We start from the raw sequence: 20,640 nt of genomic DNA, 5'->3' as shown, positions 1-20,640 counted from the left end.
CACCCCTCATGGGTCCGGCCCTAGAAATAACAATAAAACTCTTGAGGAGTACTCGCTGTGGAAAGCCGCAAATCCGAAGCATCGACGCTGGACCTCTCGCCACCATTACGCAGTGGTCTGCTGGAACGTCTGTTCAAACTCAGCTTGCATGGCACCACGGTGAAGACCGAGCTGATTGCCGGTCTGACAACCTTCATCACCATGGCCTACATCATCTTCGTCAACCCGAACATCATGGCCGATGCCGGGATCGATCACGGTGCAGCCTTCGTCGCCACCTGTATCGCCGCCGCGTTGGGCTGCCTGTTGATGGGCCTCTACGCCAACTGGCCAGTGGGTCTGGCACCGGGCATGGGCCTCAACGCCTTCTTCACTTACACCGTGGTCGGCACCATGGGCTACAACTGGGAAACCGCGCTCGGTGCGGTGTTTGTCTCGGGCGTGCTGTTCATGATCCTGACCTTCTCGCGGATTCGCGAGTGGCTGCTCAACAGTATTCCGGTCAGCCTGCGCTTTGCGATGGGCGCAGGTGTCGGTCTGTTCCTTGGTCTGATCGGCCTGAAAACTGCAGGCATCGTCGTCGATAGTCCGGCGACGCTGATCAAACTCGGCTCCCTGCGCGAGCCTGGTCCACTGCTCGCGGCCATCTGCTTCCTGATGATCGCAATCCTCAGCTACCACCGCGTGTTCGGTGCGATCCTCATCAGTATCATCACCGTGACCCTGGCCGGTTGGGGCCTGGGTATCGTGCACTACGAAGGGATCATGTCGACTCCGCCAAGTCTGGCGCCGACCTTTATGGCGATGAACGTGGCCGGCGTGTTCAACGTCAGCATGATCAGCGTGGTGCTCGCCTTCCTCTTTGTGCACATGTTCGACACCGCCGGCACCCTGATGGGCGTCGCCCAGCGCGCCAATCTGGTCAACGCTGACGGCCGCATCGAAAACCTCTCCCGCGCAATGAAAGCCGACAGTGCGTCCAGCGTATTCGGCGCCGTGGTCGGTGTTCCACCTGTCACCAGCTATGTGGAAAGTGCTGCGGGCGTAGCCGCTGGTGGTCGGACTGGTCTTACCGCAGTCACCGTAGGTGTGCTATTTATAGCGGCAATGTTTTTCGCACCGCTGGCCGGCATGATTCCCGCTTACGCCACCGCCGGTGCACTGATCTACGTGGCGATGCTGATGATGGGCGGCATGGCCCACATCGAATGGGATGAAGCGACCGACGCCATTCCGGCGATCGTCACAGCGATCATGATGCCGCTGACCTTCTCGGTCGCCGACGGCATCGCACTGGGCTTCATCACCTACGTGGCGTTGAAGGCCGGTACCGGCAAGTACAAGGAAATTTCCGTCAGCCTGTGGGTGCTCTGCGCGATCTTCATCGCCAAGTTCATCTTTCTGTAAGCGCTGCGCGGCACACGTTTGAAAACAGCCTCACCCTTGCGGGTGGGGCTTTTGTGCATCTTGATAACAATAGAAAGGAGCGAAACGATGAGTCTGGAAACCTGGCTGCTGTTCAGCGGCGCTGCACTGGTGGTGATCCTCATTCCGGGACCACTGTCGTTGCTGATGATCAGCAACAGTCTGAATTACGGATTGCGCCGCTCCTATCCGGCGTTTCTCGGCGGTGTCTCGGCATCGATCTGTTTACTCAGCGCTTCGGCTCTGGGGCTGGGCGCCTTGTTGCTGGCTTCCGAACAGTTGTTCAGTGCTCTGAAAATCGTCGGCGGGCTGTACCTGTTCTACCTCGCCTGGCAAAGCTGGCAGCAATCGCGTCAGCCATCGGTGGGTGCCGAGGTGCCGCAAGCGGCCCCCGTCCCACGCTTTCGCGCCTTGTTCGGACGCGCCTTTGTATTGGGTGCGAGCAACCCTAAAGACATCCTGTTTTTTGCTGCGTTTCTGCCGCAATTCCTTAGTGCCGAACAGCCTTTCCTGCCGCAGTTGCTGGTAATGATCGTCACCTGGACCCTGTTGGACCTGCTGTGCAAACTGGCTTACGGCCTTGGCGCCCATGGTGCGGCTCGCTATCTGCGCAGCGGCAAAGGTCAGAGCTGGTTCAACCGGATCAGTGCCGGATTGTTCGGTGGCGCCGGGGCTGCGGCATTGCTGGGTAGCCATTGAAACGATTGAAGCGTTACTTCAAATGACTGCTGATGAGCTGCACACTCCCTGACTTGAAAGGCTCAAGCCAGGGAGCCCCGCCCTTGCGACGGACTTCCCCTGCTCCTGCCAAAAATGCTCGGCGCGGCGTGCAATACACCGCAACAACCCGCTGATATACATCGCGCAAAATCCCCCCGTACTATCCCTCACGGTTTTAACGACAATCCGCCAGAACAAGGACGTTCAAATGGCCACGCTTATCAGCGAAGCATCGATACACATTGATCCGATCGTGATCACTGACATGCGCATTGAGAAAAATGAGAAAAATGCTTCAACGATCGATATAAAAAACAGCCCTGATAACAATCCGGATCTGCCGCTCAAAAATAACGTCGAGCAGTTGAGAATCAACGACTCGGTATTTGGCCCGCTGCAATTTGGCGATGTATCGATAACACGGGTTGCCCTCGATGCATTGGGCGCAACCGTCGACAATCAACCGTTAAATGGCAAAAACACTTTCTTCCGAACACCCAAGCGCTCATTTACCGACGCATTGCAGTTCAGCGCAGTCAATATCGAACAGCACATAAAGTCCGCTACCGGCAACGACAGTTATCTGTTGCCGACGCTGCTTTTCGAAATGGCCAGCCGGCGTCCGTTAACGGCCCCCGGCATGATCAAGGAAAGCCTCGATTCCGATACTGACCCGGGTAACTATCGCAACAAGCTGGCGAAACTTTTAAGTTCCGCACAGAAACTCGACCTGAGTCATGCTCATCTTCCAAAGAACAACCGACGCTGGGTAGAGTTGACGAAAAGCTACTCCACACTGGGTTCAAGTGTCGGTATCCAGGGTTTCGGGATATTCATGGGATTGCGCGGTGTTGTCGATGCGATCAAAGCCAACAATAAAGCCGAAGTTGCAATTAACAGCGTTGGTATTGCATCGGAAGTAGGCTCCATCGCCGTGGACATCACCGTCAGCAAGATCGCCACCGAAATGCTCACCGCCGGCCAGACTGCCTTCAAGGACTTTGCCAAAACCCGATTTGCCCTGAGGCTGGGCCGCTCTGGCGGTTTGATCGGCGGCGCGCTGACACTGCCATTCGATGTCTTCACCGCGATCAGATCTTTCAGGGCCGCAGACAATACAACCGGCAAGGAAGCGATGGATCATTACGTCAGCGCAGGGCTGAGCATCACCAGTGCGGCCATGACGGTGATCCTTGGCACCGCAGCCATGGCCGGATTCTCCTTCGCCGGTCCGGTGGGCCTGGCGGCCGGAGCCATTCTGGCGATTGGATCGCAAGTCTATGGTGCAGTGCGTGTGGTCGACGACATCGATGATTACATCGAACTGACCCTTGATGAGCGTTGGCGCACCGGCTGGTTTTCGTTCTGCATGATGGACATTGATCAGGACATTCAGGATCGCTACAACGCCGCGAAAACCAGGCTGCAACACTCAGCCCAATTGCGGGACACGGCTCGAAGGTTGTTGGAGGGTCCGTTGAAGGACACCACCGAAGCCATCGTCCACGGCGGGTTCGAAGTCTTTCTCCAGCCAACCCAGGTCTGGACGCGCAATTGGTGGACCAAGCAAGACAGTTGGAAAACCGTCAACGTCCCTAAAATCAGAGGCACCGATGACATCATCGATGCTCGCGATGGCGTCACCAAAGACACGCCCGGTGTTGTACTGGGCACTCCGGCAGAACACAAAGGTGTTGTGTGGTTGATCGGTGAGGGTCGCGACTCGATCAAGGGTGTGGAGAAAAAACCCAATACCTTCCATTACCGCTCAGGAAAGAAAGACCTGACCGGCGGCGAAAAGGACGACCGCTTCGTCTTTGAAAGCGCCGGCGATCTGCTTCGCGAAGGCGCGATGATTTCCGGGTTCTCGACGATAAAGGGCGCCGCCGGTAACGACACACTGGTGCTCGGTGGCGATTACTACACTCGCCACGAGGCCAAAGCGGGATATGACATCGATCTGCTGGCACAGACGCTCCAGACAATCACTGCTGATCCTGCCGCCGACAATGGCGAAAAATACACTTTCCACAGTTTTCTCGAAGGAATCGAAAATATTGAAACCCTGAAGGGTGCTGCATCTGTCGTGACGGGCAACGGGGCCAACAACCTCATCCGCTCGCAAGGCAAAGACAGGATCAATGCGGGAGCAGGAAATGACCAGATTCATCTACTGCACGCCGGTGCGACGGCTTCGGGCGAGGCCGGTATCGACGAATACTTCATTGCCCACGAAGAAGGGTATACCGCCATTCATGAGGATGGCGTACAGGCAAGCATTGTCGTTTTGAAATGGCGCGAGGAGCTGATTGAAAGCTGGGTGATTGCGGACAATGCCTTGATCATCACCTCAGGTTTTGATTTCCATGACAGGCCCAAAAGCGTAGTCACTCTGCACGACATCTACATGCAAGTCGGGACGCAAAGGCAACTCAAGAACAGTCATCTGACGTTTCTCACCCTGGACGGTTACATCCTCAAGCCTGTGCTCCCCGAGAAAATAACCAGTGATGAAAACCTTCTTGTCGATGTCATTACCGTCAAAAAAGGTTACCCGGCAAAAGCAACCATTCTCTACGCGGCCGACTGCTGGATCATGCATAAGCACGATGTGCGTTACTACCTGCCGCGCTCCTCGCAACCTACCCGGTTCCATTCGGTAGAACGTACCGACGCCGTGACAACCCTTTATCTGGATTACGCCAGCAGTGAACTGACCAAGGCCGAAGCCCACTTCATTGCACGACAATCGGACAAGAATCAGGACCTGCTCGCGGGCTGCGATCTTGCCTACCACTTTGGCGAGAAGGTCTTGACGCTTAAATACTTTGCCGGAGCACGAGGAGGAGAAGACCCGCACAACATGACCAAAATTCTGCGGACCATGGCCGTTCGCACGTATAGCAAATATGTTCTGGTATTCAACGACGGTGTTGCCTTGAATGCGGGACTTACGCCGGAAACGGATGTCGCCCCTGCTGACAAGAACTACCCTACGTATTCTTTCAAAGAATGGACAACTCCAATCAACTTGCCTTTGAAGTTTCGAACAGGCGAGTTCCCTTATGAGCTGCCGACCAATGAGGCGCACGAACTCGGCAGCAAAAACGGTTGTGCGATGCTCACGTCCGTGCCGGGGCAAACCGCCATGGAAAGTCTGGAAGGTGAAGGCTCCACATACCTGATCCATTTGGCGGCTGACATGACATTCAGGCTTTCTACGCCGGGCGCGTTGGCCAACGCCACAGTCCGTCTGCCCTATTCCTCGACCTGGGAACTCGATGCAACCACATTGGGCAAGGTCACGATCACACTGGAAAACAACCAACTGCACATCGGCACTTGCCGGATTCATTTACCGGTTTATGACAGCGAGGACCTGATTGATCAGGTACGCGTCATTACCGAAAACGGTGTTGTACATACGGTTGACCTGTCCTTCGACCGTATCTATCTGGATGGCCTTGATGCACGGTATTTTGAAGAACCCGACGCGACCAAAGCCTTACCCGAAGTCTTTTCCTCAATGGCCAGCAAAGAGCTGAAGGTCAGAAATATCGCCACCGTCGACGATCTCCGTGAAACGGTGAACTACAGCTTCGCCGCCCACGGCTGGATACTGCGCGCCGACAAGTCGCGCGTTGAATATTCGCAGTTGCGGGTGATCAATCGTTGCAGCCATCAAGATAAATACATCTTCTCTCCACAGCCCTTGATTGACGTGCCCCCCGCCTGACGCTGCAGACGTCGGTCGATGGCTGATCGCGATTTGCGCACTCTGAAGTTGAAATAACCAATGTCTCCATGACAGTCACATCCCGGATACCTCGGGATGTAGACGAGTGCGCCCGAAATACGGCGAGTCGCTTCCATGCGCTCGACATCCCACACTCCATGAGTAATTTGCAATGGCCAAACCACCCAAAAAAGTTGCAGTGACAACCGCAGCCGATTCAACCGTTAACACAAACCCCACGCACTCGAATCCGGGCAGCCACATTACCCGCCACACCCTTGACGTCTCGAGGGTTGGTGCCGATTCATCTCCACGACCTTTCGCACCGGACACTGCCGCAGACTCGGCCCCTCACCAGCCTGCAATCGTCGTCAGTGAAATGCCCGGCAGTCACGTCGACACCTACCGCGCGGCACACAATGCCATCGCCTGGCCTGAGACTCGATTGAGCGAATTGACCCCGCTTGCCGACAACACCGGCCTGTTCATCGGGCCGGATCAGCGCACCTACGCGCAGATCGGCAATGAAGGCCGGTTCATTGTCGAGCGAGATATGCACGGCAACTATTACGTGCCTCTGACGTTCTCGCCTGGGATACCCGGCCCTGTTGTAACAAGAAGTGGCAGTGAAACAAGCTGGCGTATCCAGCGCCCCGGCTGGCAGCCCACGCAGAACCCGGCCGGTGCTCCAGCGGTGCCGCAAACGCCGGCCTACCTGTCGCCCAGTGACGCGAGCACACTGACCAAGGCAGAACCTGCTACCGGTGCGGTCCGTTACAACAAACTCAAACAAACCTTCATCGATACGGCCGAAGGCACGGTCATGGTGCGCAAAAACAAAAACGGCGATTACCAGCAAGCCTTTGCGTCTAGCAGCGTCTCGCCCGACGTATTTTTCGAACAGATTCCCGGCACCCTTCTCTGGCGACAAAGAGCAGCGAGCACGATCCCGGGTGAGCCTGTTGTTTCAGAGCGGCCACGTGCCACTACCGAGCAGACCGAACCAAGTCCCAGCCTCAGCAAACGGCCAAGGCTAGATGAGCCCCTGGCGCCAGCGTCGCCATCGCGCACTGCAACAGCGACAACCGATAATCCAACACCGTTCTTCTGGCTGTCGTGGGGACATTTGCACAAGCCAGCGGTGGAATCGGTACAACTGGGGTGGCTTCACTACCCCATAGTGCCCGCCGGTTCCAATGCCACGCCCAAAGTGTACTTCGTGCAACACCCGGAATTTGTCCCGAGCGGCTTCGACGCCTTCGAGAACATGCTGCGCAATACCCCATCACTGCAACCGGTCGCCACCTTTCGCATCGGCAGCGACCCGGGAGAAATACACCCCGGCAAACGCTTTTTTGAAACGACTCTGACCCGATCGGTTGCCGAAGCATTCCCGGACTTTTCCGACGTCACTGCACGGGCGGTCGCCAGAAAACTATTCGACGTTTCCGACTATTTGCCCTTTATCACCGGTACTGGACTGATCCACATTCAGGCAGTCCTGCATCAGTGGAAGCAAAAGCCGTTTCCCACCACACCGGCGTTCGCCGACCCGCTGAATCTGCTCACGATTGCGCCCTCCGTTGATCATCAAGGCAAGAAAATCATTCCGCTGCCGGCGCAGACCGAGGGCGATCTGAAACGCCTGACCTTCGATCCGCAGCGTTTTTCCCTCGAGTGGAATCACTATAAAACCTATCCAACCGATCTGAACCTCAGACGCCTGCTCGGCGCCCTGCTGATTCGTTCGGGATACGAAGTTTTTCCGCTGACTCACGAACACCGCAAGCCGACCCTGGTGTTCAGGCGCGAACATCATGATCAGGTGTTTTATTTGAAATTGGGATCGGTCGAACAGGTCGGACTTTCCCACACCCCGGGCAACGAACTGACTGATCCAAGTCTATCGGCCCGAATTGGCTCAGACGCACTTCTCGCGCTGATGGCCGCGCATTCGCAGAACAAGGTGGTGTGGCTGATCGGCGGGGTGCTGAAAGTCGAGTCGCAACCGGACTCGGTATTCATTCTCAGAGAGCGTTAAGCCCTGCGGTGACGCTCATCCGCGATTGATCGCGAGCGTCGCGCAATCCTCTTCAACACGGCGCAACACTCTGCTGCCTCCAGCTTGCAGCGCAATACATATGTACCGCACACAAGTGCGTTTTTTTGCCGAACATCAAGCCTTTGAAGCCGATAGGCCGGGCAATCATGGCGCAGCACACAACACATTGATGTGCTGCCCGATTGACCGGCCCTTTGACTTGTCAGCACCTCATCGGAGCAATTCAATGGCCAAACCACCCAAGAAAATCCCGCGTCAGACATCACCACAAACAACGTCGACATCGCCGGATCCCGGACTCAACCCAAGCGGTAATCTCGCCGTTGAAAGAGGCAGTTCCGAGCACGGCGTGATAACGGCGAACCCGCTACCGGTTGAGTCTTCGCAACGCTCCAGCGTTATAGTCAGTCATGCGCACGTGCACGAAGCGCAATCAAGCGCAACGCGCACAGCGGAATGGGTACGGCGGCACTCGATTGATCCAGATAACCTGGCGCTGGCCGGCACGTCGAGGGATGGAAGCTTGCCGCAATCTGTTTTTATCAACCCCGAGTCAGCCGACCTGCTCAAGTTACAGGCCGGCGATGAAGACGGCTTGCGATACGACAAGCGCAAGAAGGCCTACGTCGAAATGCCCGGTGGTTTCGTCATGGTGTCGAAAACCACAGACGGATGGCGGCAGACCCATGCTGGGGAAGCGACACCCACCGGGACAAGGGTTGAACAGATCCCTGGGACAATGCTCTGGCGTGAAGTCGAAACGCCGCCCCTCGCCCACAAAACCGCAACCACCGAAACAGTCGAGGCGAGAGTCAGTGCGGGCAGGCACTCCCCGTTAACGGAGCAACGCAGCACCCTCGCAGATGCAAGCACGCTGGTCAGCAGTCTGCTTTCTCAACAGTCCATTGCAGTGGATCTTTCCGCAGGTCAATGGAAAAACTGGGGGCGAACCGCAAGGCCAGAATCCGGTGAATCCATTGAAATAGACGGCAAGCACTATCCGATCGTCGCGCAAGGTCTGCGAGACGATACCGGCCTTGTGTACCTGCAACACCCTGGATTTACTCCTGATCGCTTTGACGCCTTCGAAACCATGTTGCGCCACGAGCCTTCGCGTCAGCCGAAATGGGCACTCAAACGCGAAGGCCAATGGAAGGTGCTGGACAATCACCCGCCTTTTGAAATGTCGGCAACCCAATACGCTGCCAGCGCATTCAACTATCTGTCGGCGCAATCGGCAAGTAACCTCGCCAGAGCCGTATTCGAGCATGTCTCTGCCCCTCATGGCGTCAATGCGCAGAGCCTTTCAGCGATGGCGCTGACGTTCCGCCACTGGACAGACCGAGCGAATAACCAGGCGCCCATCCATCATCTGTCAGACCCGTTGATCATGCTGCCAGTCTTGGCGCCACCGCCCGGCAGTCTGCCACGCGTTGGCTTGCTCACCCTGCCCGCGCCTGACTCAAGCCCGCTGCAGCGTCTGGATCTTGATCCGGCACGCTTCGCCCAGGAATGGGCCACGTACACAGCGGGTCCCACACCCGGTGCCTTGCGCGAACTATTCAGCTCGGTCTTGCAGCTTAACGGCTACACCATCAATCCCACCCCCCGTCAGCACAGCGAAGGCGCGTTGATCTTTCATCGCCCGGATGTCGCCGCGGTCTTTGTGCTGAAGCTGCCCCGCATCGTGGACAATCAGGTGCCTCGCTACACCTCGCCAGGATCAGAACTCAACAATCCTGATTTCCTGAGCAGACTCAGCCCCGCGCAAAGACAGCAGCTTGAGAACGATTTGAACCACACCGAAATCATCTACCTGGTGGGCGGTGTGCAACAGATATCCCCCGACAACCCGACGCTGTTCATGATCAGGGAAGGTTGACTCGCCTTCCAACGCACATCGATCGCCGCGCCTAACCAACAGCGAGACAAATAATGGCCAAACCACCGAAACGTATGGCCGGGACCACTGCGCCCGACTCCCCGCCGCCTGTTGCAAACCCTGCTGGCAGCTCCCGCAGGCTGCCCGGCGAAAACCCGCCCGACGCAGATTCCTCGAGCGACCCGGCGAGCACACACCCGCAACAAGCGTTGGTGCAGGTCACAGAAATACCTGCCACCACGCTGTCAGCGCAGACAGCTCTGCGCTCAATCACCTGGCCTGCCGAGCAAGTACATTTGTTGCGACGCCTGGATGCCGAAAGCGGACTGTTCACCAGCCCCGATGGCAAGTTGTATGCCCATGTTGAGAATGAAGGGCATCTGCTGGTCGAAAGCCTTGCTGACGGCCGTTACCAGATTCCCTTCAACTTCACACCGCACTTGCCTGGCCCCTTTCTGGTAAAAACCGAGCGCCAGGCCATCTGGACTTTTGAACGCCCCGGCTGGCTTGCGCACAACCCGGATCACGATCAGCGACAGACCGTCGCTGACCTGCCGACGGTGCATCAACCCATCTACCTTGCGCCCGAAGATGCGACCCTGCTATCGCCTGCACTGCAGACCACGGACGGCTTGCGCTATGACAAACATCGTAAAACCTATATCGATACACCTGACGGAACCGTCATGGTGCGCAGAAACGCTGAAGGTCATTATCAGCAGGCCTCCGCAAGCGCACGCGACGCTTCGCCAATAGTGTTCGAACAGATTCCCGGTACACGGCTGTGGCGGCGCAAAACCGAGGCGAGCGAGTCATTAGCGGAATCTGCACAACCGGTAAAACACAAAGCCCCGCCCGACAGTCAGGAACCTGCGCCGGGGCCCAGCAAACGGGCGCATCTGGAAGAGGCCACTGACACCACCCAGGCATTGACCGAAAGCCTGCTTTCAGCCAATCCCGCAGCCATTAATCTGAGTTACGGGTTGTGGCGCAACTGGGGGCGAGATGCCCCTCCACCGTTGGGCCAGCACATCGAGATCGATGGGCAATACTATCGAATCCTGCATCAGAATCCGGGACCGAACCCGAGACTCGTCTATCTGTTGCACCCCTTGTTTTCGCCCGCCTTGTACGACGCCTTCGAACACATGCTGCGGGACAACCCGGCCCAGCAACCGAGATGGGCGATCAAGCGCAATAACCAATGGACGGTTCTGGACAACGTCGTGCCATTCGAGATGCCAATCACTCAATACATCTCAAGCACCTTCAAGTACCTGTCGGATCAATCAGTCAGCGCGCTGGCTCGCGCCATGTTCAACCGAGCCAACCGATCCGAGGTCATCAGCGGCCATGGTCTGGCACACCTCAATCAAGTGTTTCGCTATTGGGAAAACAGGCAGGTGCGCCGTGCGCCACCGCGAGGACTGAGTGATCCGTTGCTGATATTGCGCAGGACCGAAGAACAGTCAGACACGCTGACCATCCCCTCTTCGCTGGGTGAAGGCTTGATGCGCCTGGATTTTGATCCCGGAAGATTCTCTCAACACTGGAACGAGTACGCCGCGGCGCGGACTCCGCCCAACTTGCGCAGGCTGTTCAGCAGGGTTCTGGAAGATGACGGTTACGAAGTGAATGCCACTGCTCAACCGCTGGGCGACGACGCATTGCTGTTTCATCGAAAGAAGATCGACCAGGTATTCGTGCTGAGACTGCCACCGCTTATCAACGGCAGGCTCAAACGCGTGACGCTGGAAAGTTTTGAGTTCAGTGACAGCCAACTGCGAACCCTCATCACCGAGCAAAAACCACTGTCCACGTACCGCGAAGAAAACAAGATCATCTACCTGCTCGGAGGGGTTCAAAAAGATGCGCTCGGGCAGACAACGCTCTTCGTTATCAGAGACAAGTAATCAACGAGAGATCAATCGAGACAGTGAGCAATGCAACCATGACCGACTCTGAGGCACTTCAATGATCAAACCGACAAAAACGACTGTTCTCCCTGCTTCGTCGAGTACTTCCACGATCACCCGAATCGACGTCGATACTGGCGCGATCAGCATAAGGACTAGCGGTAATCCAGATTCACGGATACCCGACCTGAATCCACAACCGGGCACTTCAACTTCATTACCGCCAAGGACCGAGGTTGTCGACGAGCCACGCGTGGTGGTGAGCTATATATCTGATCCGATCATTACCGAAGCGAATGCCAGGCTGGCAGAGATTGCGCTGCCAGGATTGCAAACCCATCTCTTGCAGCCACACGAATCGGTCGACGGGTTGTTCATAGCCCCAAGCGGTCAGACCTATGCCCATCTTGAAGAAGGCCGTTATTACCGAGTAGAACTCAACGCCGACGGGAATTACCAGATTCCATGGCCCGCCGCACCGGGTGTGACGCCGCCGATTCTGAAACAGATCCCGGGACAGTCACGCTGGCGTATCGAGGCGCAGTGGTACTCGAGCGAATCAGTGCAGGGAAGCCTGTTCATGCCCCGCCTGACCGCCGACGAGCCGCTGGCGATTTTCCATGTCGACCCCAACCTGGCAACGTTACTCCCTGGCGCACATGAATCCGTTGACGGCATTCGAAAGGGACCCCGTGGAAAAATCTACGTCGACCTCGCCGACGGCACTGTCATGGTTCGTAAAAACGAACAAGGCGAATACAAACTGGCGAGCGCAACGACGATCAACCTGCCCGACATCACCCTCGAGCAGATTCCGGGGCAATCGCTATGGCGTCGCCAGGTGGCAGACATCAGCGCTGCGCAACACACTTCGCCAGCCTACAGCGCTGAAGTTGCAGCTTCGCGAGTAGACGCCGAACCGGGGCCAGGCAAACGTGCGCGGCTGGGTGGTGAGAGCGACCCGGCTGTGACACTGACTTCAGCCATACGCATTGAAGACTGGAAAACCTGGGGCGCTGCGACGAAACCGTTAGTCGGCGACTCCATCGAAATCGATGGCCTGCACTTTCCCATCCTCGCCCAGCCAACACATGCCACAGACTCACTGGCCTTTATCAAACATCCGCAATTTGCTGCCACGCGTTTCGATGCGTTCGAACGCATGCTGTTAACCACGCCTCAATTGCAGCCCTGGGGTGTGGTGAAACTGGCGGACAAATGGACGGGGCGCGGCGGTGATACCTGGAGAATCGTCGAGGGACTGCCCTTTGGCAAAACCCTGACCCAAGCTGTCAGCGATCAGTTTCCCTATCTTTCTTATGACTGCGCAAACAGAGTCGCGCGGGAGATTTTCAATCGCGCCAGCCACTCCGATGAAATAACAGGTCCCGGTGTCAGTGCGCTGTTCGAGACTTTCAAGTACTGGGAAAACCGCCCTGTATCCGTCGACGATAAAAGAGTCGTGCGTCAGGACCTGAGCGATCCGTTGATGCTCCTTACACCACAGTCGATAGACGCAAATGGCTACTTCCAATTGCCTCAGCCGTCTGCAGAAGGCCTGCAAAGAATTGATTTCAACCCTCAGTTGTTTGCCGGATCGCAATATCATGTCAGTCGCCCCTCTGTGCGAAGTTTGCTGACAGGAATTCTGAAAGGGAATGGCTACCGAGTGTCGGAAGACTTTCGGCGCAATGCGAAAGATGCTCTGCTGATCCAACGACGAGGCCTTGATAGCGTGTTCGTTTTGTTTCCTGTGCATTTCCCTAGCCAATCCCTGAATGCAATTGACCCGGTCACCTGGCTGAAGAAAAGAGCGTTGGTCAATAAAATCGAGGTTCACCACAAGATAACCCTTCAAGATCATCACGCTGCCAACAAGATTATTTATCTCGCTGGCGCAAACATGCCTATTGAGGGTTCCGGGGAAAACAACCTCGTCATCATCAGAGTGAAATAAAAAAAGCCCGCAGTGTGAGCGGGCGAAAGACCAAAGAAGCTATATGCGCAGTCGCTTCCCGGTGGGGGCAGCTGCTTGGGGGTCAGCTGCCCCGGTACGTGGAATAGCTGTACGGCGAAATCAGCAATGGCACGTGGTAGTGATCCTGTTCGGCGGAGATGCCGAAGCGCAGCACAACCACGTCCAGAAATGCCGGTTCCGGCAACTGAACGCCACGGGCGCGGTAGTAATCGCCCGCGTGGAACTGAACCTGATAAACCCCGGTACGATAATCGTCGCCTTGCAGCAGCGGCGCATCGACCCGGCCATCGCTGTTGGTGACGGCACTGGCGACCAATTCCAGTTGCGAACCTTCAACGCGGTACAGCTCGACCTTGATCGAACTGCCCGGGCAACCGTGTGCAGCGTCCAAAACGTGTGTTGTCAAACGTCCCATTGATTCTGCGCGCCTGCCTGCTTGGAGCAGTCAGACCTCGCGCCTCCCGAAGTCAGTTGAAAAGGAGACCGCACCGATTCGGAGCACGAAAAGCTGCGGCGAGCGATTGATTAAGACACTTTTCAAAAAAATTGTACACAATAAAAACGACATTTTTCACTTCACCCCCGCCATTCGGGGGTTTCCTGCCGATGAGCCAGCGATACGCCTATTCATTGAACCTCCTATCCATTAGCTGACTGGTCAGGCAGGTTTCTTGCAGGCTCACGCCAATAGCAGTAAAAGATGACAGTCGGTGAAAAATGCGAAAATTCAGGCTTACAAATTGCGAATAAAGTTGTATACAATCAGCCCATCGCTGTGACGCCAGCCTGCCAGGCCGCCACATACATCTGTCAACGAACAAGAAGGAAGACTGCAGTGAGCGCTGACTACCCACGCGACCTGATCGGTTACGGCAGTAACCCTCCTCACCCACACTGGCCGGGCAATGCCCGCATCGCCCTGTCCTTCGTACTCAATTACGAAGAAGGCGGCGAGCGCAACATTCTGCACGGCGATAAAGAATCCGAAGCCTTCCTGTCTGAAATGGTTGCCGCTCAGCCGCTGCAAGGCGCGCGCAACATGAGCATGGAATCGCTTTACGAGTATGGCAGCCGCGCCGGCGTCTGGCGGATCCTGAAACTGTTCAAGGAATTCGACATTCCGTTGACGATCTTCGCCGTTGCGATGGCAGCGCAGCGCCACCCGGATGTGATCCGCGCGATGGTCGATGCCGGCCACGAAATCTGCAGCCACGGCTACCGCTGGATCGACTACCAGTACATGGACGAAGCGCAGGAACGCGAGCACATGCTCGAGGCGATCCGCGTCCTCACCGAAATCACCGGTGAACGCCCACTGGGCTGGTACACCGGTCGCACCGGGCCGAACACCCGTCGTCTGGTCATGGAAGAAGGGGGTTTCCTCTACGACTGCGACACCTACGACGATGACCTGCCGTACTGGGAACCGAACAACCCGACCGGCAAGCCGCATCTGGTGATCCCGTACACCCTCGACACCAACGACATGCGCTTCACCCAGGTGCAGGGTTTCAACAAGGGTGACGACTTCTTCGAATACCTCAAAGACGCGTTCGACGTGCTCTACGCCGAAGGCGCTGAAGCACCGAAAATGCTCTCGATCGGTCTGCACTGCCGCCTGATCGGCCGTCCGGGTCGCATCGCTTCGCTCAAACGCTTTATCGAATACGCCAAAAGTCATGAACAGGTTTGGTTCAGCCGTCGCGTCGACATCGCGCGTCACTGGCACGAAACCCAGCCGTACCAAGGGGCCGCCCAATGAGCCGCTTTCAAACCCTGCAACCGTCGAGCCTGAGCCGCGACGCCTTCGTCAAAGCTTTCGCCGACATCTACGAACATTCGCCATGGGTGGCCGAAAAGGCCTATGACCTCGGCGCGGACGCTTCGATCGACGAGATCGAAACCCTGCACCAGCGCATGAGCGACATCCTGTTGAGCGCCGATCACGCCAGTCAACTGGCACTGATCAACGCTCACCCGGACCTGGCCGGCAAAGCCGCCGTCCAGGGCCAACTGACCGAAGCCAGCACCAATGAACAAGCTGGCGCCGGTATTCACCAATGCACGGCCGAAGAGTTCCAGCGCTTCACCGAGCTGAACGACGCCTACAAAGCCAAGTTCAAGTTTCCCTTCATCATGGCGGTAAAAGGCAGCAACCGGCATCAGATCCTCGCGGCGTTCGAAACGCGCATTCACAACTCGCAAGACACCGAGTTCAAGTGCGCGCTGGCGGAGATCAACAAGATCGCCCTGTTCCGTTTACTGACTCTTTAGCGAAGCCTGACCCGAGTGCATCAGACGCGGAGAGCACCCAGGGTCTTGCAAGCATCCCCAGCCACTTTTTTAAAGGCAGACAAGAAGAATGAAAGCTTACGCCGTACCTTTCGAAAAATTCGTCAACCTGGCCGATGCCCGTCTGGGCACCAAAATCATCTCGGTCACCGATGACTGGTTCGCAGACGCCAATCGTCTGTTCCAACCGACCCCGGCCGTATGGAAGGAGGGCGTGTTCGATGACAACGGCAAGTGGATGGACGGCTGGGAATCGCGCCGCAAGCGCTTCGAAGGCTTCGACAGCGCAGTGATCCGTCTGGGCGTACCGGGCTCGATCAAAGGCGTGGACATCGACACTTCATTCTTCACCGGCAACTTCCCGCCATCGGCCTCTCTGGAAGCCTGCTTCCTGGCGTCGGGCGAGCCTGATGAAAACACCCAGTGGACTGAAGTGCTGTCGGCCGTCGAGCTGCAGGGCAACAGCCACCACTACCACGAAATCAGCAACGACCAAGCGTTCAGCCACCTGCGCTTCAACATCTACCCGGACGGCGGTGTAGCCCGTCTGCGCGTGTACGGTGTGCCGCATCGCGACTGGTCGGCGGTTGGCGACAACGAGCAAGTCGATCTGGCAGCAGCTCTGAACGGTGGCCGCGCCCTCGCCTGCTCCGACGAACACTTCGGCCGCATGAGCAATATCCTCAACCCGGGCCGTGGCATCAACATGGGCGACGGCTGGGAAACTGCACGTCGTCGCACGCCAGGCAATGACTGGGTCATCGTCGCGCTGGGTCACCCGGGCGAGATCGAGAAGATCGTCGTCGACACCCTGCACTTCAAAGGCAACTACCCGGACACCTGCTCGATCCAGGGCGCGTTCGTGAAAGGTGGTACTGACAGCCAGATCGAAACCCAGTCGCTGTTCTGGCGTGAACTGCTGCCGAGCCAGAAGCTGGAAATGCACGCCGAACACACCTTCGTCGAGCAGATCAAAGCGCTGGGCCCGATCACCCACATCCGCCTGAACGTGTTCCCGGATGGTGGTGTGAGTCGCCTGCGCGTTTTGGGCAAGGTCGCTAAATAAGGTTGAACCCATTCGCGAGCAGGTCGAATCGTCGCACCGTCGCTCCCACATTTGGAATGCAATCCCCTGTGGGAGCGAGCCTGCTCGCGAAGGCGTCAGAACAGTCAACACAGAATTCGGATAAGAAGAACAGCATGCGCACACTAACGATTGAACCGCTGAGCAAAGAAGCCTTCGCCCCTTTCGGTGACGTGATCGAAACCGACGGCAGCGATCACTTCATGATCAACAACGGTTCGACCATGCGCTTCCACAAACTGGCGACGGTCGAAACCGCCCAGCCTGAGGACAACGCGATCATCAGCATCTTCCGCGCCGACGCGCAGGACATGCCGCTGACCGTTTGCATGCTGGAACGCCATCCGCTGGGCAGCCAGGCTTTCATTCCGCTGCTCGGCAACCCCTTTCTGATCGTGGTCGCGCCCGTTGGCGATGAACCTGTATCAGGCTTGGTCCGCGCCTTCGTCACCAACGGCAGGCAGGGCATCAATTACCATCGCGGCGTTTGGCACCATCCGGTGCTGACGATCGAAAAGCGGGATGACTTCCTGGTGGTTGATCGCAGTGGCACAGGCAATAACTGCGATGAGCATTTTTTCAAAGAGGATGAGCGTTTGATCCTCGCCCCCCACCAATAAGAGAAGGTCTGATCACTCGACAACAAGAGTGACAGGCGAGAGGTAAAGACTGTGGAAGCACATCTGTTGGAATGGCTGAACCTGAGCGTGCGCTGGGTTCACATGATTACTGGCGTGGCCTGGATCGGCGCGTCGTTCTACTTCGTCTGGCTGGAGAACAACCTCAACCGCGTCAACCCGAAAACCGGCCTGGCCGGTGATCTGTGGGCGATCCACGGTGGCGGTATCTATCACCTCGAAAAATACAAACTGGCCCCGCCGGCGATGCCGGAGAACCTGCACTGGTTCAAGTGGGAAGCCTACTTCACCTGGATGTCGGGGATCGCGCTGCTGTGCGTGGTGTTCTACTCCAACCCAACGCTCTACCTGCTGGCTCCGGGCAGCACCCTGAGCGGCCCTGAAGGCGTGGCCATCGGTATCGGCTCGCTGTTTATCGGCTGGTTCATCTACTCCTTCCTGTGCGACTCGGCCTTGGGCAAACGCCCTGCTCTGCTCGGCTTCATTCTGTTCGTGCTGATCATCGGCGCGGCGTATGGCTTCAGCAAAGTGTTCAGCGGTCGTGGTGCATACCTGCACGTCGGCGCGATCATCGGCACCATCATGGTCGGTAACGTGTTCCGCATCATCATGCCGGCGCAACGCGCACTGGTCGCGGCGATTGCCGAGAACCGTACGCCGGACCCGGCGCTGCCAGCCAAAGGCTTGCTGCGTTCGCGTCACAACAACTACTTCACCCTGCCGGTGCTGTTCATCATGATCAGCAACCACTTCCCGAGCACCTATGGCAGCCAGTACAACTGGTTGATCCTGGCCGGGATCGCGGTGTTGGCGGTGTTGGTGCGTCACTACTTCAACACCCGTCACGACAGCCACAAGTTTGCCTGGACGCTGCCAGTGGCAGCGGTGGGCATGATCACCCTGGCCTACGTCACCGGCCCAACGCCGATGTCGACCGCGCCGGAAGTGGCCAAGGCGCCAGCCAAAATCGAGTACCAACCGCTGCCGGAAACGGCCCTGGGCGGTGGCGCGAAACCGGCTGAAGCGGCACCGGCAGCCCCTGCCGAACCTGCAGCAGCACCGGCGCAAGCCTCCAACGCAGGCCCGGGTTTCGACAAAGTGCACACAGTGATCCAGGAACGCTGCGCGGTTTGCCACTCGGCCAAACCAACCAGTCCGTTGTTCAGTGCGGCGCCTGCCGGTGTGATGTTCGACACCCCAGAGCAGATTCGCCAGAACGCGGCGCGCATCCAGGCGCAAGCCATCACCACGCAGATCATGCCACTGGGCAACATCACGCAGATGACCCAGCAGGAACGTGACCTGATCGGTGCATGGATCGCCCAGGGAGCACAGACCAACTAAGCAACAAAGCTTCGCGAGCAGGCTCGCTCCCACAGAGATCGCGCATTTCCTGTGGGGGCGAGCCTGCTCGCGAATCGCCGCAACGCGGTTTACCTGATGCACAGAAACAGCTGTGAGCAACCCGGCAGCTGTTCAATCACAAGAATAAAAAGATCCGAGGTGTTGCATGTCCGAGCTGTCCAAAGCGCGCATCCCCGACGCACCCGCCATTCAGCGATTGCCCCTTTTGCAACTGATCCTGGTCGGTTTGCAACATGTTCTGCTGATGTACGGTGGCGCCATCGCGGTGCCGCTGATCATTGGACAGGCCGCTGGCCTGAGTCGTGAAGAAATTGCCTTCCTGATCAACGCCGACCTGCTGGTCGCCGGTATCGCCACCATCGTGCAATCCTTAGGGATCGGCCCGATGGGCATTCGCATGCCGGTGATGATGGGCGCCAGTTTTGCCGCTGTCGGCAGCATGGTCGCCATAGCCGGCATGCCCGGTATCGGCCTGCAAGGCATCTTCGGTGCGACGATCGCCGCCGGTTTCTTCGGCATGCTCATCGCGCCGTTCATGTCCAAGGTCGTACGCTTCTTCCCGCCGCTGGTGACCGGCACGGTCATCACCTCGATCGGTTTGTCGCTGTTCCCCGTGGCCGTGAATTGGGCCGGTGGCGGTGCCGCCGCTGCGCAATTCGGCTCACCGATTTATCTGGCCATCGCCGCCCTGGTCTTGGGTACCATTCTGCTGGTCCACCGCTTCATGCGCGGTTTCTGGGTCAACATTTCCGTACTGATCGGCATGTGCTTCGGCTACATCCTGTGCGGCGCGATCGGCATGGTCGACCTGAGCGGCATGGCCAACGCGCCATGGATTCAGTTCGTCACCCCGCTGCATTTCGGCATGCCGAAATTCGAACTGGCGCCGATCCTGTCGATGTGTCTGGTGGTGGTGATCATCTTCGTAGAATCCACCGGGATGTTCCTCGCACTGGGCAAGATCACCGGCCAGGAAGTCTGCCCACGCATGCTGCGTCGCGGCTTGCTGTGCGATGCCGGCGCCTCGTTTGTCGCCGGTTTCTTCAACACGTTTACCCACTCCTCTTTCGCGCAGAACATCGGCCTGGTGCAGATGACCGGCGTGCGCTGCCGCTCGGTGACCATCGTTGCCGGTGGCTTGCTGATCGTGTTGAGCCTGCTGCCGAAAGCGGCGTTTCTGGTGGCGTCGATTCCACCGGCGGTACTCGGCGGCGCAGCGATTGCGATGTTCGGCATGGTTGCAGCGACCGGCATCAAGATCCTGCAGGAAGCCGACATCGGTGACCGGCGCAACCAGTTGCTGGTCGCGGTGAGCATCGGCATGGGCCTGATCCCGGTGGTGCGTCCGGAATTCTTCGCGCACCTGCCGCTGTGGATGAGCCCGATTACCCACAGCGGTATCGCCATGGCCACGCTCAGCGCGCTGACGCTGAACCTGCTGTTCAACATTCTCGGCGGCAAAGAGCGCGCAGCGATCAACGACTGCCATGCGCACCAGCACTAACAGCAACACCGATGTAGCCCCTGTAGGAGTGAGCCTGC

14 protein-coding genes are annotated in these 20,640 nt (G+C 57.5%); 13 read left to right on the top strand and 1 reads right to left on the bottom strand.

What is annotated here, in order from left to right:
• Positions 1 to 57 precede the first annotated feature (57 nt).
• The 7 genes from AC5SEM_RS05425 to AC5SEM_RS05395 all read left to right on the top strand — a co-directional run bounded on the left by AC5SEM_RS05425 (position 58) and on the right by AC5SEM_RS05395 (position 13,698).
• Positions 58 to 1,407 carry an NCS2 family permease gene (locus AC5SEM_RS05425; protein WP_007914003.1) on the top strand — a complete coding sequence of 450 codons (1,350 nt, stop codon included), beginning with the start codon at positions 58 to 60 and terminating at the stop codon, positions 1,405 to 1,407.
• An 87-nt stretch (positions 1,408 to 1,494) separates the two neighbouring features.
• Complete coding sequence (locus AC5SEM_RS05420) at positions 1,495 to 2,124, top strand: LysE family translocator (protein ID WP_077571778.1); 630 nt, start codon at positions 1,495 to 1,497, stop codon at positions 2,122 to 2,124.
• 229 nt (positions 2,125 to 2,353) lie between these two features.
• Entirely contained in the window at positions 2,354 to 5,881 is a 3,528-nt protein-coding gene (locus tag AC5SEM_RS05415; RefSeq protein WP_495472329.1) for a calcium-binding protein, read from the top strand.
• Positions 5,882 to 6,053: 172 nt separating this feature from the next.
• Positions 6,054 to 7,922, top strand: a complete 1,869-nt coding sequence (locus AC5SEM_RS05410) for a hypothetical protein (protein WP_495472328.1) — start codon at positions 6,054 to 6,056, stop codon at positions 7,920 to 7,922.
• 247 nt (positions 7,923 to 8,169) lie between these two features.
• A complete protein-coding gene (locus AC5SEM_RS05405; protein ID WP_495472327.1) occupies positions 8,170 to 9,825 on the top strand; it encodes a hypothetical protein in 1,656 nt (551 codons plus the stop codon).
• A 53-nt stretch (positions 9,826 to 9,878) separates the two neighbouring features.
• Positions 9,879 to 11,738: a response regulator gene (locus AC5SEM_RS05400; protein WP_495472326.1), complete on the top strand. Its 1,860-nt coding sequence runs from the start codon at positions 9,879 to 9,881 to the stop codon at positions 11,736 to 11,738.
• A 61-nt stretch (positions 11,739 to 11,799) separates the two neighbouring features.
• A complete protein-coding gene (locus AC5SEM_RS05395) occupies positions 11,800 to 13,698 on the top strand; it encodes a hypothetical protein (protein WP_495472325.1) in 1,899 nt (632 codons plus the stop codon).
• A gap of 82 nt (positions 13,699 to 13,780) precedes the next feature.
• Here the strand turns inward: AC5SEM_RS05395 and uraH are convergent, their stop codons facing one another.
• Complete coding sequence (uraH, locus tag AC5SEM_RS05390; RefSeq protein ID WP_008080901.1) at positions 13,781 to 14,134, bottom strand: hydroxyisourate hydrolase; 354 nt, start codon at positions 14,132 to 14,134, stop codon at positions 13,781 to 13,783.
• Between the two features lie 420 nt (positions 14,135 to 14,554).
• Between uraH and puuE the strand changes: the two genes are divergently transcribed.
• The 6 genes from puuE to AC5SEM_RS05360 all read left to right on the top strand — a co-directional run bounded on the left by puuE (position 14,555) and on the right by AC5SEM_RS05360 (position 20,602).
• The gene (gene puuE, locus AC5SEM_RS05385) at positions 14,555 to 15,481 is read left to right on the top strand and encodes an allantoinase PuuE (protein WP_095120001.1); all 927 of its coding nucleotides are present in this window, start codon (positions 14,555 to 14,557) and stop codon (positions 15,479 to 15,481) included.
• Positions 15,478 to 15,993 (top strand): 2-oxo-4-hydroxy-4-carboxy-5-ureidoimidazoline decarboxylase, encoded by a 516-nt coding sequence (gene uraD, locus AC5SEM_RS05380; RefSeq protein WP_016982874.1) that lies wholly within the window; start codon positions 15,478 to 15,480, stop codon positions 15,991 to 15,993. The genes puuE and uraD overlap by 4 nt, the downstream gene beginning before the upstream one ends.
• 88 nt (positions 15,994 to 16,081) lie before the next feature.
• Positions 16,082 to 17,077, top strand: coding sequence for an allantoicase (gene alc, locus AC5SEM_RS05375; protein ID WP_095120000.1), 996 nt, complete (start codon positions 16,082 to 16,084; stop codon positions 17,075 to 17,077).
• A 134-nt stretch (positions 17,078 to 17,211) separates the two neighbouring features.
• Complete coding sequence (locus AC5SEM_RS05370) at positions 17,212 to 17,715, top strand: ureidoglycolate lyase (protein ID WP_034151759.1); 504 nt, start codon at positions 17,212 to 17,214, stop codon at positions 17,713 to 17,715.
• A 51-nt stretch (positions 17,716 to 17,766) separates the two neighbouring features.
• A complete protein-coding gene (locus tag AC5SEM_RS05365; protein WP_116032901.1) occupies positions 17,767 to 19,077 on the top strand; it encodes a urate hydroxylase PuuD in 1,311 nt (436 codons plus the stop codon).
• A 166-nt stretch (positions 19,078 to 19,243) separates the two neighbouring features.
• Positions 19,244 to 20,602 carry a nucleobase:cation symporter-2 family protein gene (locus AC5SEM_RS05360; protein ID WP_495472324.1) on the top strand — a complete coding sequence of 453 codons (1,359 nt, stop codon included), beginning with the start codon at positions 19,244 to 19,246 and terminating at the stop codon, positions 20,600 to 20,602.
• The last annotated feature ends 38 nt before the right edge of the window (positions 20,603 to 20,640 follow it).

The sequence above is a fragment of the Pseudomonas sp. CH61 genome, assembly GCF_059429415.1.
Note: the sequence above shows the minus strand (reverse complement) of the source record. Positions and strands in the feature narration are given on the sequence as shown.

Coding starts and splice junctions, on each gene's coding strand:
- AC5SEM_RS05420 (WP_077571778.1), top strand. CDS start 1,495: ATGAGTCTGGAAACCTGGCTGCTGTTCAGCGGCGCTGCACTGGTGGTG.
- AC5SEM_RS05415 (WP_495472329.1), top strand. CDS start 2,354: ATGGCCACGCTTATCAGCGAAGCATCGATACACATTGATCCGATCGTG.
- AC5SEM_RS05410 (WP_495472328.1), top strand. CDS start 6,054: ATGGCCAAACCACCCAAAAAAGTTGCAGTGACAACCGCAGCCGATTCA.
- AC5SEM_RS05405 (WP_495472327.1), top strand. CDS start 8,170: ATGGCCAAACCACCCAAGAAAATCCCGCGTCAGACATCACCACAAACA.
- AC5SEM_RS05400 (WP_495472326.1), top strand. CDS start 9,879: ATGGCCAAACCACCGAAACGTATGGCCGGGACCACTGCGCCCGACTCC.
- AC5SEM_RS05395 (WP_495472325.1), top strand. CDS start 11,800: ATGATCAAACCGACAAAAACGACTGTTCTCCCTGCTTCGTCGAGTACT.
- uraH (WP_008080901.1), bottom strand. CDS start 14,134: ATGGGACGTTTGACAACACACGTTTTGGACGCTGCACACGGTTGCCCG.
- uraD (WP_016982874.1), top strand. CDS start 15,478: ATGAGCCGCTTTCAAACCCTGCAACCGTCGAGCCTGAGCCGCGACGCC.
- alc (WP_095120000.1), top strand. CDS start 16,082: ATGAAAGCTTACGCCGTACCTTTCGAAAAATTCGTCAACCTGGCCGAT.
- AC5SEM_RS05370 (WP_034151759.1), top strand. CDS start 17,212: ATGCGCACACTAACGATTGAACCGCTGAGCAAAGAAGCCTTCGCCCCT.
- AC5SEM_RS05360 (WP_495472324.1), top strand. CDS start 19,244: ATGTCCGAGCTGTCCAAAGCGCGCATCCCCGACGCACCCGCCATTCAG.